General features: G+C 71.2%; 12 protein-coding genes. 6 read left to right on the top strand and 6 right to left on the bottom strand.

The genetic code is table 11. From position 1 onward, the window contains the following. Positions 1–71 precede the first annotated feature (71 nt). The 4 genes from EF387_RS02720 (at position 72) to argF (ending at position 6,966) form a co-directional block, all read left to right on the top strand. A complete protein-coding gene (locus EF387_RS02720) occupies positions 72–1,724 on the top strand; it encodes a 3' terminal RNA ribose 2'-O-methyltransferase Hen1 (RefSeq protein WP_128374838.1) in 1,653 nt (550 codons plus the stop codon). Then, positions 1,721–4,297: a polynucleotide kinase-phosphatase gene (locus EF387_RS02715; protein WP_128374837.1), complete on the top strand. Its 2,577-nt coding sequence runs from the start codon at positions 1,721–1,723 to the stop codon at positions 4,295–4,297. The genes EF387_RS02720 and EF387_RS02715 overlap by 4 nt, the downstream gene beginning before the upstream one ends. Before the next feature lie 78 nt (positions 4,298–4,375). Next, positions 4,376–5,599: an arginine deiminase gene (locus tag EF387_RS02710; protein ID WP_128374836.1), complete on the top strand. Its 1,224-nt coding sequence runs from the start codon at positions 4,376–4,378 to the stop codon at positions 5,597–5,599. Positions 5,600–5,958: 359 nt separating this feature from the next. Continuing rightward, positions 5,959–6,966 (top strand): ornithine carbamoyltransferase, encoded by a 1,008-nt coding sequence (gene argF, locus EF387_RS02705; protein ID WP_128374835.1) that lies wholly within the window; start codon positions 5,959–5,961, stop codon positions 6,964–6,966. Positions 6,967–7,026: 60 nt separating this feature from the next. Here the strand turns inward: argF and EF387_RS02700 are convergent, their stop codons facing one another. Continuing rightward, positions 7,027–7,479, bottom strand: a complete 453-nt coding sequence (locus tag EF387_RS02700; RefSeq protein WP_128374834.1) for an ATP-binding protein — start codon at positions 7,477–7,479, stop codon at positions 7,027–7,029. A gap of 472 nt (positions 7,480–7,951) precedes the next feature. Between EF387_RS02700 and EF387_RS02695 the strand changes: the two genes are divergently transcribed. Continuing rightward, complete coding sequence (locus EF387_RS02695) at positions 7,952–8,779, top strand: enoyl-CoA hydratase family protein (protein ID WP_128374833.1); 828 nt, start codon at positions 7,952–7,954, stop codon at positions 8,777–8,779. After that, a complete protein-coding gene (locus tag EF387_RS02690) occupies positions 8,764–11,130 on the top strand; it encodes a bifunctional salicylyl-CoA 5-hydroxylase/oxidoreductase (RefSeq protein WP_128374832.1) in 2,367 nt (788 codons plus the stop codon). The genes EF387_RS02695 and EF387_RS02690 overlap by 16 nt, the downstream gene beginning before the upstream one ends. On the opposite strand, the gene EF387_RS02685 is transcribed toward EF387_RS02690, so the two are convergent. Genes EF387_RS02685 through EF387_RS02670 form a run of 5 tightly spaced genes read right to left on the bottom strand, consistent with a single transcriptional unit; the run spans position 11,114 to position 14,349 of the window. Next, positions 11,114–11,572, bottom strand: a complete 459-nt coding sequence (locus EF387_RS02685; RefSeq protein WP_274388919.1) for an adenylyl-sulfate kinase — start codon at positions 11,570–11,572, stop codon at positions 11,114–11,116. The genes EF387_RS02690 and EF387_RS02685 overlap by 17 nt on opposite strands. Continuing rightward, positions 11,461–11,724, bottom strand: coding sequence for an adenylyl-sulfate kinase (locus tag EF387_RS49360; protein WP_274388918.1), 264 nt, complete (start codon positions 11,722–11,724; stop codon positions 11,461–11,463). The genes EF387_RS02685 and EF387_RS49360 overlap by 112 nt, the downstream gene beginning before the upstream one ends. Beyond that, entirely contained in the window at positions 11,721–13,040 is a 1,320-nt protein-coding gene (locus tag EF387_RS02680) for a glycosyltransferase family 4 protein (protein ID WP_202918126.1), read from the bottom strand. The genes EF387_RS49360 and EF387_RS02680 overlap by 4 nt, the downstream gene beginning before the upstream one ends. Continuing rightward, entirely contained in the window at positions 13,037–13,450 is a 414-nt protein-coding gene (locus EF387_RS02675; RefSeq protein WP_128374831.1) for a hypothetical protein, read from the bottom strand. Before EF387_RS02675 ends, EF387_RS02680 begins: the two co-directional genes overlap by 4 nt. After that, positions 13,447–14,349, bottom strand: coding sequence for a sulfotransferase family protein (locus EF387_RS02670; RefSeq protein WP_128374830.1), 903 nt, complete (start codon positions 14,347–14,349; stop codon positions 13,447–13,449). The genes EF387_RS02675 and EF387_RS02670 overlap by 4 nt, the downstream gene beginning before the upstream one ends. Positions 14,350–14,356 lie beyond the last annotated feature (7 nt).

Below are 14,356 nucleotides of genomic sequence, written 5' to 3'. Positions count from 1 at the left end.
GGTGGGGGTCCTCTGCTGTCCCCAGGTAATCCAGTATCGCCGTGGGCCCACGGGCACCCATACTCGGACACGTGTTCCTGACGATCTCGACTATTGGCGACGAGCAGTACCCGGCTACTGACCTGGGGTTTCTCCTCCATAAGCACCCTGGCAACCCGTTCTCGACCAAGCTGTCTTACGGCATCGCGCACGTCCTCTACCCGGAGGCGAGCGCCGAACGGTGCACGGCCGCGCTGCTGCTGGAGGTCGACGCGGTGGCGCTGGTCCGGCGCGGCAAGGGCAAGGGGCGCGGCGGAGCGCCCGACGGCGCGCTCGCACAGTACGTCAACGACCGCCCGTACGCCGCCTCCTCGTTGCTCGCGGTCGCGCTGAGCTCGGTCTTCTCCAGCGCGATGAAGGGCCAGTGCAACGCGAAACCCGAACTGCCCGCGCAGAGCAGGCCGTTGAGCATCGACGTGCCCGCGTTGCCAGCACGTGGCGGCGCCGAACTCGTACGCAAGCTCTTCGAGCCCCTGGGCTGGACGGTGACCGTCGAGCCGGTGCCGCTGGACGCAGAGTTCCCCGAGTGGGGCGACTCCCGTTACGTACGGCTCGTCCTGGAGGCCGAGAGCCTGACCCTCGCCGAAGCCCTGCGCCATCTGTACGTCCTGCTCCCCGTCCTCGACGACGCCAAGCACTACTGGGTCTCCGCCGACGAGGTCGACAAGCTGCTGCGTGCCGGTGAGGGCTGGCTGCCGGACCATCCCGAGCAGAAGCTGATCACCAGCCGCTACCTGTCCCGGCGTTGGTCTCTGACCCGGCAGGCGATGGAGCGGATGGAACTGCTGCGGCTCGCCGAGACCGACGACAGCGAGGTCGAGGAGATCGACAACGCGGTCGACGAGCAGACGGACACCGAGGACCGGCCGGTACCGCTGGCCGTGCGGCGGCGTGAGGCCATCCTCGCCGCACTGCACCCCTCGGGGGCCACGCGCGTCCTCGATCTCGGATGCGGTCAGGGCCAGTTGGTGCAGGCACTGCTGAAGGACGCCCGGTTCACCGAGATCGTGGGTGTGGACGTGTCGGTACGGGCGCTCACCATCGCGGCGCGGCGCCTCAAACTGGACCGGATGGGGGAGCGGCAGGCGGCGCGGGTCAAGCTCTTCCAGGGCTCGCTCACCTACACCGACCACCGGCTCAAGGGGTACGACGCCGCCGTGCTCAGCGAGGTCGTCGAACACCTCGACCTGCCCCGGCTGCCGGCCCTGGAGTACGCGGTGTTCGGCTCCGCCCGCCCCGGGACCGTCGTCGTGACGACACCGAACGTCGAGTACAACGTGCGCTGGGAAACCCTTCCGGCCGGGCACTCCCGGCACGGTGACCACCGCTTCGAGTGGACCAGGCGGGAGTTCCGCGACTGGGCGCACACGGTGGCCGAACGGCACAACTACGACGTCGAGTTCGCCCCCGTCGGGCCCGACGACCCCGACGTCGGGCCGCCCACTCAGATGGCCGTGTTCTCCCTGAAGACAGGCACCTTCAAGGACACGAAGAACACGAAGAACTCGAAGAACGCCAGGAACACCAAGACCACCGAGAACGTGCAGGACTCGACGGACTCGACGGACTCGACGGACTCGACGGACTCGACGGACTCGACGGACTCGACGGACTCGACGGGTCAGGACTCGCACGACTCACAGAACTCGCAGGACCCGAAGGAGAAGGAGGAGACAGCGGCATGACGGAGAGTCAGAACAGCCAGAGCCGGCAGGCCCAGGACGCCCCGGTCCGGGCGCGCACCCTGCCCGTCACCGACCTCTCCCTCGTGGTGCTGATCGGCGCCTCCGGATCCGGCAAGTCCACCTTCGCCCGCAAGCACTTCAAGCCCACCGAGGTGATCTCGTCCGACTTCTGCCGCGGCCTCGTCGCCGACGACGAGAACGACCAGAGCGCCAGCAGTGACGCCTTCGACGTGCTGCACTACATCGCGGGCAAGCGGCTCGCCGCGGGCCGGCGCACGGTCGTCGACGCGACCAGCGTCCAGAAGGAGAGCCGCTACCAGCTGATCGACCTGGCCAGGCGGCACGACGTGCTGCCCATCGCCATCGTCCTCGACGTGCCCGAGGAGGAGTGCGCACGCCGCAACGCGGCCCGTACCGACCGGGCCGACATGCCGCGCCGCGTCATCAAGCGCCACATCCGCGAACTGCGCGGCTCCCTCAGGCACTTGGAGCGCGAGGGCTTCCGCAAGGTGCACGTCCTGCGGGGGGCGGAGGAGATCGATGCGGCCGCGGTGGTAACCGAGAAGCGCTACAACGACCTCACCCACCTCACAGGCCCGTTCGACATCATCGGCGACATCCACGGCTGCTCCGCCGAACTGGAGTCGCTGCTGGGCAAGTTGGGCTACGCGGACGGAGTGCATCCGGACGGCCGCACGGCGGTCTTCGTCGGCGACCTCGTCGACCGCGGCCCGGACAGCCCCGGTGTGCTGCGCCGGGTGATGTCCATGGTGGCCTCCGGCAACGCGCTGTGCGTGCCCGGCAACCACGAGAACAAGTACGGGCGGTACCTCAAGGGCCGCAAGGTCCAGCTCACGCACGGCCTTCCCGAGACCGTCGAGCAGATGGCAGGGGAGAGCGAGGAGTTCCGGGCCGCGGTGGGGGAGTTCATCGACGGACTGGTCAGCCACTACGTCCTCGACGGCGGCCGGCTGGTGGTCTGCCACGCCGGTCTGCCGGAGAAGTACCACGGCCGTACCTCGGGCCGGGTCCGTTCGCACGCCCTGTACGGGGACACGACCGGCGAGACCGACGAGTTCGGCCTGCCGGTGCGCTACCCGTGGGCGGAGGAGTACCGCGGCCGGGCGGCCGTCGTCTACGGCCACACCCCCGTCCCGCACGCGACCTGGCTGAACAACACCATCTGCCTGGACACCGGCGCCGTGTTCGGCGGCCGGCTCACCGCGCTGCGCTGGCCGGAGCGCGAGCTGGTGGACGTACCCGCCGAGAGGGTCTGGTACGAGCCCACGAGACCCCTCGCGACCGAGGCACCCGGCGGCCACGACGGGCGGCCCCTCAATCTCACCGACGTGCTCGGCCGCCGGGTCGTCGAGACCCGGCGCGCGGTCCGGGTCGGCGTGGGCGAGAAGAACGCGGCGGCCGCCCTGGAGGTCATGAGCCGCTTCGCGGTCGACCCGCGGCTGCTCCCGTACCTCCCGCCGACGATGGCCCCGACCCCCACGTCCCGGGTCGAGGGCTACCTGGAGCACCCGGTCGAGGCGTTCGCGCAGTACCGGGAGGACGGCGTCGAGCGGGTCGTGTGCGAGGAGAAGCACATGGGGTCGCGGGCGGTGGCGCTGGTGTGCCGGGACGCGGAGGTGGCGCGCGAGCGCTTCGGCGTGTCGGGCCCCACGGGCTCGCTCTACACCCGCACCGGCCGCCCCTTCTTCGACGACGCGACCGTGGTCGAGGAGATCCTCGGCCGGCTGCGCTCCGCGGTGACCGCCGCCCACCTCTGGGAGGACCTGGCCACCGACTGGCTGCTGCTCGACGCCGAGCTGATGCCGTGGTCGCTGAAGGCGTCCGGGCTGCTGCGATCGCAGTACGCGGCCGTGGGCGCGGCGTCCGGTGCGGTGTTCCCGGGTGCGCTCGCCGCGCTCGAGGGGGCTGCCGCGCGGGGTGTCGACGTGGGTGATCTCCTGGCCCGCCAGCGGGACCGCGCCGCGGACGCCGCCGCGTTCACGGACGCGTACCGGCGCTACTGCTGGCCCACCGACGGCCTCTCCGGTGTCCGGCTGGCCCCCTTCCAGATCCTGGCGGTCCAGGGCCGCAGCCTGGCCACCCTGTCGCACGACGCCCAGCTCAAGCTGGTGGACCGCATGGTCGAGCACGACGGCACCGGTCTGCTGCAGACCACGCGGCGGCTCTTCGTCGACACCGGCGACGAGGCGTCCGTGCGGGCGGGCGTCGACTGGTGGCTGGAGATGACCGAGCGGGGCGGTGAGGGCATGGTGGTCAAGCCGTCCAGGGAGACGATCCATGACGCGCAGGGCCGGCTGCTCCAGCCCGGCATCAAGTGCCGTGGCCGCGAGTACCTGCGGATCATCTACGGTCCCGAGTACACCCGGCCCGAGAACCTCGTCCGCCTGCGGGGCCGGTACCTCGGCCACAAGCGGTCGCTGGCACTGCGCGAGTACGCCCTGGGCCTGGAGGCGCTGGACCGTCTCGCGGCGGGGGAGCCGCTGTGGCGGGTGCACGAGGCGGTGTTCGCGGTGCTCGCGCTGGAGTCGGAGCCGGTGGACCCGCGGCTTTGAGGGGCCACGCTCCGCCCCGGGTGGAAAAAAACCCGCCACCGACGGGTGAACGAAACATGTGGCGGCCAGGATGTACCCATGGCATACCGCGTCGACTCCGAAGCAGGCCGGCTGCGCCGCGTGATCCTGCACAGGCCGGATCTGGAGCTGAAACGGCTCACACCGAGCAACAAGGACGCCCTGCTCTTCGACGACGTGCTGTGGGTGCGCCGCGCCCGCGCGGAGCACGACGGCTTCGCGGACGTCCTGCGTGACCGCGGCGTCACCGTCCACCTCTTCGGCGATCTGCTCACCGACACCCTGGCGGTCCCGGCCGCCAGATCCCTGGTGCTGGACCGTGTCTTCGACGAGAAGGAGTACGGTCCGCTGGCCACCGACCACCTGCGGGAGGCGTTCGAGAGCCTGCCGTCGGCCGAGCTCGCGGAGGCGCTGGTCGGGGGCATGACCAAGCGGGAGTTCCTGGAGGCCCATGCGGAGCCCACCTCGGTGCGCTTCCACGTCATGGAGCTCGACGACTTCCTCCTCGAGCCGCTGCCCAACCACCTCTTCACCCGGGACACCTCCGCCTGGATCTACGACGGCGTCGCCATCAACGCCATGCGCTGGCCCGCGCGCCAGCGCGAGACCGTGCACTTCGAGGCGATCTACCGGCACCATCCGTTGTTCCGTGCGGAGTTCTTCAACACCTGGTCCGAGGGGCAGGTGGACTACCCGTCCACCATCGAGGGCGGGGACGTGCTCGTCATCGGCAACGGCGCGGTGCTCATCGGCATGAGCGAGCGGACGACGCCCCAGGCGGTGGAGATGCTCGCGCACAAGCTCTTCGCGGCCGGGTCCGCGCAGACGATCGTGGCCCTCGACATGCCCAAGCGGCGGGCGCTGATGCACCTCGACACCGTGATGACGATGGTCGACGGTGACGTCTTCACCCAGTACGCGGGTCTCGGGATGCTCCGCTCGTACACCATCGAACCGGGGGTGGGGGAGAAGGAGCTGAAGGTCACCGACCATCCGCCGGAGCACATGCACCGCGCCATCGCCGCGGCCCTCGGCCTGAACGAGATCCGGGTGCTGACCGCCACGCAGGACGTGCACGCGGCCGAGCGCGAGCAGTGGGACGACGGCTGCAACGTCCTCGCGGTCGAGCCGGGGGTCGTGGTGGCGTACGAGCGGAACGCGACCACCAACACACATCTGCGCAAGCAGGGCATCGAGGTGATAGAGATCCCCGGCAGCGAGCTGGGGCGCGGCCGGGGCGGGCCGCGTTGTATGAGCTGTCCCGTGGAGCGCGAGGCGGTGTAGGGGGCGGCTCGGGGAGCCGCCCGCCTCCCGCGCGAGAAGGCGGCGCCGCCGAGCGGACCCCGCGGGGATCGGCGGGTACCGGCTCCCGGTCCTGCGGGGACCGGCGGGTACGGGTACCGGCTCCCGGTCCCGCCGGGATGGGGTACCCGCTCGGGTCCCTGTTGGGATCGGCGGACACCCGCTCGGGTCCCCGCCGGGATCGGCGGACACCCGCTCAGGTCCCAGAAGGCCCGGTTCCGCCTGGGCTTCCGGGAACGTCGCGCCATGGGTCAGACGGGTCCTGCATAACGTCTGTATAGAAATGTAAGGCGTCGTATAGTATTCCAGCGTTCCCTGTCTTCGTAACCCTGGAGCGCCCCATGGCGACAGCCCCGCGCGCCCTCACCGGCCGCCACTTCCTCAAAGAGCTCGACTTCACCCAGGACGAGTTCCGGGGGCTGGTGGAGCTGGCCGCAGAGCTGAAGGCGGCCAAGCGGGCCGGGACCGAGACCAGGTCGCTGACCGGAAAGAACATCGCGCTGATCTTCGAGAAGACATCGACGCGCACCCGCTGCGCCTTCGAGGTCGCGGCCGCGGACCAGGGCGCTTCGACCACGTATCTCGACCCCTCCGGCTCCCAGCTCGGGCACAAGGAGTCGGTCAAGGACACCGCCCGGGTGCTCGGCCGGATGTACGACGCGATCGAGTACCGCGGCGACAGCCAGGGACACGTCGAGGAACTGGCCGCATACGCAGGGGTCCCCGTCTACAACGGTCTGACCGACGACTGGCACCCCACCCAGATGCTCGCCGACGTCCTCACCATGACCGAGCACTGTGCCAAGCCCCTCGGTGAGACGGCGTTCGCCTATCTGGGCGACGCCCGTTTCAACATGGGCAACTCCTACCTGGTCACCGGGGCCCTGCTGGGCATGGACGTGCGCATCGTCGCGCCGAAGTCCTACTGGCCCGCCGACGCGGTCGTGGCGCGGGCGCGTGAGCTGGCGGTGACCAGCGGTGCGCGGATCACGCTCACCGAGTCCATAGAGGAGGGTGTGCGGGGAGCGGACTTCGTCGCCACCGACGTATGGGTGTCCATGGGTGAGCCCAAGGACGTGTGGGACGAGCGGATCGTGGCGCTGGGCCCGTACGCCGTGACCATGGACGTGCTGCGGGCCACCGGCAACCCGGACGTCAAATTCCTGCACTGCCTGCCGGCCTTCCACGACCTCGGCACCAAGGTCGGCCGTGAGATCCACGAACGGCACGGCCTGGACTCGCTGGAGGTGACCGACGAGGTCTTCGAGTCGGCGCACTCCGTCGTCTTCGACGAGGCGGAGAACCGGCTGCACACCATCAAGGCGATCATGGTGGCGACGCTCGCCTGACCCGATGCCGGGGCGGCGTCCGCCCGCGGCCCGCCTACAGGGGCCCGCGCTGCGGCCCGCCTACAGAGGCCCGCGCTGCCGGGGGACGAAGGGCAGGCGGAACCACACCGCCTTGCCCGACTCGGTGGGGCGGTGGCCGCAGGACGCGCTGAGGGTGCGGATCAGCAGCAGGCCCCGCCCGTGCTCCTGCCACGGATCCGGCTCGCCGGACGGCAGTGGGACGGTGAGGTCGCCGGGCGGCGCGGGGTCGGGGTCGTGCACCTCCACCTGGCAGCCGTACGGCAGCATCTCCACGACCAGCTCTATCGGGGCGTCGCCCGAGGTGTGCTCCACGGCGTTGGCGACCAGTTCGGCGGTGAGCAGCTCGGCGGTGTCGCTGTCCGCGGCGTACTCGAGGTCGGCCAGGGCCGTACGGACCAGGGCGCGCGCGACGGGCACGGCCGCGGCCGTGTGCGGGAGCGCGATGCGCCAGGAGGCGGGAGCGGAGGGTTCGTGCAAGGTCGGTCCGTTCATGGAGCAGGTGGTCCTGCTTTCGACGTTCAGTGATGGTACGGCGCACCCGGACAGAGGCGATCGGCGGGGTGCATTCGGGACGTTCCGCCCTACAAGATCTTCATCGACCTTCTGGCCCGGCCGCCGCCGCCCTGTCCGGTACCGGCTCCGTACCCAGGACAACGCCCCGCCCAGCGCCGTTCGATGCACCGTTACCGGGATGTCGACGAGCCGTGACCCCCTGACGGTTTCTCGACAGGGCCATGACGGCTCCCTCAGTCCTATTGCGTGCTCCTGACGATAGTCACAGAACGGTGATACCTTCGAAGCCGGCCGTGGTCGAGGCCGGCCGCCGCTGCCTGGACCCCTGCCTGGACCGCCCCCGTGGACCGCCGCCCCGCCCGAACGCCGCCCCGCCCGAACGCCGCCCCGCCCGAACGCCGCCCCCACCGGCGGCCGCCGGCACGCCCGAGCGCCGAGGAGGCCGCACCTGATGAGTCCCTTCACCGGCTCGGCCGCCCGCACCCCCGGCTGGCGGCACCTGCGCTGCGCCCTGGCCGACGGCGTCGCCACCGTCACCCTCGCCCGCCCCGAGAAGCTCAACGCGCTCACCTTCGGCGCCTACGCCGACCTGCGCGATCTGCTCGCCGAACTGTCCCGAGAGAAGTCCGTGCGGGCGCTGGTCCTGGCAGGGGAGGGGCGCGGGTTCTGCTCCGGCGGCGACGTCGACGAGATCATCGGCGCCACGCTGTCGATGGACACCTCCCGTCTGCTCGACTTCAACCGCATGACCGGGCAGGTCGTACGGGCCCTGCGGGAGTGTCCGTTCCCCGTGATCGCCGCGGTGCACGGGGTGGCCGCGGGCGCCGGGGCGGTGCTCGCGCTGGCGGCCGACTTCCGGGTCGCCGACCCCTCCGCCCGGTTCGCGTTCCTGTTCACCCGCGTCGGGCTCTCCGGCGGCGACATGGGGGCCGCGTATCTGCTGCCCCGGGTCGTCGGACTCGGACACGCCACGCGGCTGCTCATGCTGGGCGAACCGGTGCGTGCTCCGGAGGCCGAGCGGATCGGCCTGATCAGCGAACTGGCCGAGGACGGGCACGCGGACGAGGCGGCCCACGCCCTCGCCCGCCGGCTCGCCGAGGGCCCCGCGCTCGCCTACGCCCAGACCAAGGCACTGCTCACCGCCGAACTCGACATGCCGCTCGCGGCCGCGGTCGAACTGGACGCCGCGACCCAGGCGCTGCTGATGAACGGGGAGGACTACGCCGAGTTCCACGCGGCGTTCACCGAGAAGCGTGCCCCGAAGTGGCGGGGGAGGTAGCCGTGCCGCCCGGGGGCGGCGGGCGTCCGCCGCGCGTCGCCGTCGTCGGTGGCGGCCCCGGCGGCCTGTACGCCGCCGCCCTGCTCAAGCGGCTCGATCCGGCCCGGGAGGTCACCGTCTGGGAGCGCAACGCGCCCGACGACACCTTCGGCTTCGGCGTCGTCCTCTCCGACGAGACCCTCGGGGGGATCGAGCACGCCGACCCGGTGGTGTACGCGGCGCTGCGGGACGAGTTCGTGCGCTGGGACGACATCGACGTCGTGCACCGCGGAGCCCGCCACACCTCCGGCGGCCACGGCTTCGCCGCGCTCGGCCGGCGCCGGCTGCTGGGGATCCTCCACGAACGGTGCCGCTCGCTGGGTGTGGAGTTGCGGTTCCGGACGCGGGCGCCGGACCCGGCCCGGCTCACGCGCACGTACGACCTCGTCATCGCCGCCGACGGCGTGCACAGCACCACCCGCGAGGCGTACGCCGAGGTGTTCCGGCCCTCGGTCACCCGGCACCGCTGCCGCTACATCTGGCTCGCCGCCGACTTCGCCTTCGACGCTTTCCGCTTCGAGATCGCCGAAACGGAACACGGCGTGATGCAACTGCACGGATACCCGTACTCCCGCCCGTCGCCCGACCACCGCCCCGCAACGAGTCCCTCCGGGATACAGAACCGATCCGGCGCCTCCACCGTCATCGTCGAGATGCGCGAAGAGGTCTGGCGGGCGGCCGGCTTCGCGGAACTCGGGACGGCCGAGTCCGTCGAACGCTGCGCGAAGATCTTCGCCGAGGCGCTGGGCGGCCGACCCCTCCGGTCCAACAACTCGGTGTGGACCACCTTCCGCACCGTCGTCAACGAACGCTGGTCGCACGGCAATCTCGTCCTCATCGGGGACGCCGCGCACACCGCCCACTTCTCCATCGGCTCGGGCACCAAGCTCGCCGTCGAGGACGCGCTGGCGCTGGCCGCCTGTTTACGGGAACACCCCACCCTTCAGCGGGCCCTGGCCGCCTACGAGGAGGAACGGCGGCCCGTCGTCGCCTCCACCCAGCGGGCCGCCCGCGCCAGCCTGGAGTGGTTCGAGAACCTCGGGCTCTACCTGGACCAGCCGCCGCGTCAGTTCGCCTTCAACCTGCTCACCCGCAGCCGCCGCGTCACTCACGACAACCTCCAGTTGCGCGATAGGCGCTTCACCGCCGCCGTGGAGCGCGAGTTCGGCTGTCCGCCGGACACCCCGCCGATGTTCACCCCCTTCCGGCTGCGCGGACTGACCCTGCGGAACCGGGTCGTCGTGTCCCCCATGGACATGTACTCGGCGGTGGACGGCGTACCCGGCGACTTCCACCTCGTGCACCTGGGCGCCCGGGCTCTCGGCGGCGCCGGACTGGTGATGACCGAGATGGTGTGCGTCAGCCCGCAAGGGCGGATCACCCCGGGCTGCGCGGGGCTCTACACCCCCGAACAGGCCACGGCCTGGCGCCGGATCGTCGACTTCGTGCACACCCGGGCCCCGGACACCGCCGTCGGGGTCCAGCTCGGCCACTCCGGGCGCAAGGGCTCCACCCGGCTGATGTGGGAGGGCATCGACCAACCCCTCCAGGAGGGCAACTGGGCGCTCGTGGCCGCCTCCCCGATCCCCTACCGGCCCGGGAACCAGACACCGCACGAGCTGTCCGAACGCCAACTCGGGCACATCCGGGACCAGTTCGTCTCGGCCGCGCGGCGGGCCGTGCGCTGTGGCTTCGACCTGCTGGAACTGCACTGCGCGCACGGCTACCTGCTGTCCGGTTTCCTGTCCCCGCTGACCAACCGGCGCACGGACGCCTACGGTGGCACGCTCACCGACCGGCTGCGCTTCCCGCTGGAGGTCTTCGACGCAGTACGGGCGGTGTGGCCCGAGGAACGGCCGATGACCGTACGGATCTCCGCCACCGACTGGGCCGACGGCGGGACCACCGCCGAGGACGCCGTCGCGATCGCCCGGGCCTTCGCCGCGCACGGCGCCGACGCCATCGACGTGTCGACCGGCCAGGTCGTCCCGGACGAACGGCCCGAGTACGGGCGCTCGTACCAGACCCCGTACGCCGACCGCATCCGCAACGAGACCGGCGTCCCGGTGATCGCCGTCGGCGCCATCTCGTCCTGGGACGACGTCAACTCGCTCGTCCTCGCGGGCCGTACGGACCTGTGCGCCCTCGCCCGGCCACACCTCTACGACCCGAACTGGACGCTGCACGCGGCGGCCGAGCAGGGCTACACCGGGCCGGGCGTCACCTGGCCCGCGCCCTACCGCGCCGGGAGCAGACGCCCGCGGACGGGGCGCACCGACACTCCCAAACCCCGGCTCACACTGGGGGGTTGACGCCTTCGTGGGCGGGCCGGTGCGCGGCGGGCGAATGGCCCGACACACGATCCCCCGGTCGGCCGGCGCCCGGTACACCAGCCCCGCGGACTCCTCCGGCGTCTGGTGCCGCGTGTGCAGCGCGACCGCGGGGTCGACCGGGGGCTCGTGGGGGTCGTCGACGCCCGTGAGCCCGATCGGCTGACCCGCGGCCTGGCGCGCGTACAGCCCCTTTCACATCGCCTTCGGCACACACCTCGACCGGGTGGCCACATGCACCTCGAAGTACGGTGTGGCGCTCGCCTCGTGTCCCCCCCCGCACCGCCTCCCGGCTGTCCGCGTACGGCGCGATCACCGGCACCACCGCCAGCACCCCGTTGCGGGCGAGAACCTCGGCGACCGGCCCGACGCGCTGGACATTGGTGTTGCGGTCCTCGCGGCTGAAGCCGAGCCCGGCCGACAGGAAGCGGCGGATCTCGTCGCCGTCGAGGACCTCAACGCGGTGGCCCTCGGACCGCAGCCGGCCGCGAGCGTCCGGGCGATCGTGGTCTTGCCCGCGCTCGGCAGGCCGGTGAGCCAGACGGTGGCACCCTGCGCCCTTGCCGTGGTGGTCATGCGAGCGGTCCTTCCGCGGCGGCGTGCGCCTGCCGCCCTGCCGTGGCGTCGCCCCGTGCGCCGCGCCCTTCGGGGAGCCGGTCAAGCCGGTGGAGCCGGTGGAGTTCGGTGAAGAGGGCTTCCCACCGCGGGTGCACGGCGTCCGGCCCGTAGGAGGCGGCCGTCATCACGGCGGCCATGCCCATGTCGGCGCGCAGCGCCCGGTCGCCCATGAGCTTGCCCATGGCCTCGGCGAGGGCGTCGGGGTCCTCGGGCGGGACGAGCAGACCGTCGACGCCGTGGGTGAGCACGTCGGACGGCCCGGTCGGGCAGTCGAAGCCGACCACCGGCAGCGCATGGCTCATCGCCTCGATCATCACCATCGGCAGCCCTTCGAAGCGGGAACTGAGCACGTAGAAGGAGGCCTTGGCGAGTTCGTCGTCGAGCCGGTCGGTGTGGCCCATCAGGAAGACGTGGTTGTAGAGGTGGTGCTTGTCGACGAGCTCCCGCAGCTGCGCCTTCTTCTCGCCGCTGCCGTAGATCCGCAGCTGCCAGTCCGGGTACGTCTCCACGAGCTTCGCCCACGCCGGGATGAGGATGTCGAAGCCCTTCTGGGGGAAGAGCCGCCCGGCCGCGACCGCGATCTTCGACCGGTGGTCGGAGGGGACCTGGTCCAGTGAGTGCACGGCGTTCGGTATGCGCACCACCCGGGTGCCGGGCAGCAGCCGCGCGTACTCCTCGCGGTCGCGTTCGGTCAGCACGGCGACCGCGTCGAAGCTCGGGTAGCTCTCCCGGATGCGTTCCTGCACGTCGCGCTTGTGCGTGCCGTGGTTCATGTGCTCCTGAGCCACCCGGATCACCCCGCCCGCGGCGTGCTCGGCGGCCAGGAGGTTCAGCGCGGGCCGGGTGGTGACGAGCACGCCGTCCCGCAGCGTCCTCAGATAGCGGGCGAGCTGCTGCTCCACGTAACGGTTGAAATGGCGGTAGCCGAACTCGCCGGGCGGGACGGCCCGGGGCGGCTCCGCGAGCAGTCGGCCCTTGCGCCACTCCTGCCAGCGCTCGATGAGGCCGATGGGCCGGACGTAAGCGTCGTCGCGCAGATCGACGACGGTGGAGACGCGGACGCGTTCGTCGAGGGGGAACTGAAGGTCGTCGCGGCGTCGGATCGCGCTCACCAGCTCGACCTCCCAGCCGGCGGCGACCAGCGAGTTGGTCTGGTTCATCACGGTGCGGATGGTGCCGCCGCGGCCGTAGGCGTGCAGCAGCAGATAGCGGACCTTCGGACGATGGCGCGGCGGGCCGTCGGCCGGCCGGACGGGCAGGCGGTCGGCCGTCATGACGCGACCTCCGTGCGGCACTCCAGGGAGAGGTTGTCGTTGACGGTGAAGTAGGGCCGGACGCTGAAGTCCGCCAGCCGCTGTTCCGGATAGACCATGATCCTCTTCTTGCCGCGGATGTCGTCGAGGTGGCGGCCCACCCGCAGTTCGGCCGTGCCTTCGGTGAGATGGAGGTCCCACTCCTCTACGGATGCCGGGTCCGCCTTCCTCAGGTCGGTGATCGGCAGCTCGCTCTCGAAGCGGTTCTCCTCCAGCGCGACCTGGTAGTGCAGCCGCTGCTCGCCGCAGCGAAGCACCAGCAAAAGCCGCCATTCGTCTTCGTCCCGTACGGGCCGTCCGTAGATGTGCCCGACCAGCCGTACCAGTCCGTCGCGGGGCCAGACCTCCGCGACCTCCGCATGCGACTTCACGACGAGTAGCCCCAGGCGGCACACATGGGCCGCAGGATCTCGGGGATCTCCTCCTCGCGGGGCAGCGCGCGCCCGGCCTGCACCGTGCCGGAGCGGATCTTGTCGCGCCAGTCGCCGAGTCCCTTCACCACCTGGGAGTCGTCGCGCTTGCCGTAGTCCAGCATCATGGGCTCGAAGTCGACGTCGAGGAAGGCGCACATCCGGCGCAGCTCGGCCTGGGGGCCCTGGGTGAGGTCCTCGTAGCGCAGGGTGTGAAAGCCGGTCAGCCCGCCCCGGGCCTTCTCGACGGCCTTCATGTAGCGCAGCGCGTCGGCCGCCGCCTCCTCGTAGGTCCGCTTGTCGGGGTCGCCCTCGTGCCACGACCGGGCGATGGAGACGGGGTGGCGCAGCAGGAAAACGAAGCGGGCGTCGGGCCAGCAGTCGCGCAGACGCTGGTAGACGAAGGCGTTGCTGGGCGTCTTATCGACGATGAAGTCCTTGCCGGACTTGACCAGCTCGCGGTGCAGGACACGGTCCCACAGCAGATGTTCCAGATCGCCGCGCTCCAGGTCCAGGGCGGTCATGGCCTTCTGCGAGAGCTTGCTGCCGTAGCCGACTTCCAGGCGGCGTATGTGCAGCTCGTGCGGGGAATGCAGCCGCGAGTGGGCGTTGAGCAGCATCCTCAGCAGGGTCGAGCCCGAGCGCACCGGAGACATGATGAAGACCGGTTGACGCAGCAGCCGGTCGGTCCGGAGGTCCTCGGGCGCCGGACATCGGTACGCCGCGGCAGGCCCCTGGGCGGGCCCCGCGGACGTGGCCCCGGACTTCGGCAAAGCAGCCGGAGCGGCCGGAGTGGCCTTCCGTACCTGGAGCCCTGTCGTGGCGGTGAGCGCCCGGTTCAGACTGCGCATCAGACTCATGCGTCAC

The sequence above is a fragment of the Streptomyces cavernae genome, from assembly GCF_004023625.1.
GTDB classification, from domain to species: Bacteria; Actinomycetota; Actinomycetes; order Streptomycetales; family Streptomycetaceae; genus Streptomyces; species Streptomyces cavernae.
Note: the sequence above shows the minus strand (reverse complement) of the source record. Positions and strands in the feature narration are given on the sequence as shown.

Coding starts and splice junctions, on each gene's coding strand:
- EF387_RS02715 (WP_128374837.1), top strand. CDS start 1,721: ATGACGGAGAGTCAGAACAGCCAGAGCCGGCAGGCCCAGGACGCCCCG.
- EF387_RS02710 (WP_128374836.1), top strand. CDS start 4,376: ATGGCATACCGCGTCGACTCCGAAGCAGGCCGGCTGCGCCGCGTGATC.
- argF (WP_128374835.1), top strand. CDS start 5,959: ATGGCGACAGCCCCGCGCGCCCTCACCGGCCGCCACTTCCTCAAAGAG.
- EF387_RS02700 (WP_128374834.1), bottom strand. CDS start 7,479: ATGAACGGACCGACCTTGCACGAACCCTCCGCTCCCGCCTCCTGGCGC.
- EF387_RS02695 (WP_128374833.1), top strand. CDS start 7,952: ATGAGTCCCTTCACCGGCTCGGCCGCCCGCACCCCCGGCTGGCGGCAC.
- EF387_RS49360 (WP_274388918.1), bottom strand. CDS start 11,724: ATGACCACCACGGCAAGGGCGCAGGGTGCCACCGTCTGGCTCACCGGC.
- EF387_RS02680 (WP_202918126.1), bottom strand. CDS start 13,040: ATGACGGCCGACCGCCTGCCCGTCCGGCCGGCCGACGGCCCGCCGCGC.
- EF387_RS02670 (WP_128374830.1), bottom strand. CDS start 14,349: ATGAGTCTGATGCGCAGTCTGAACCGGGCGCTCACCGCCACGACAGGG.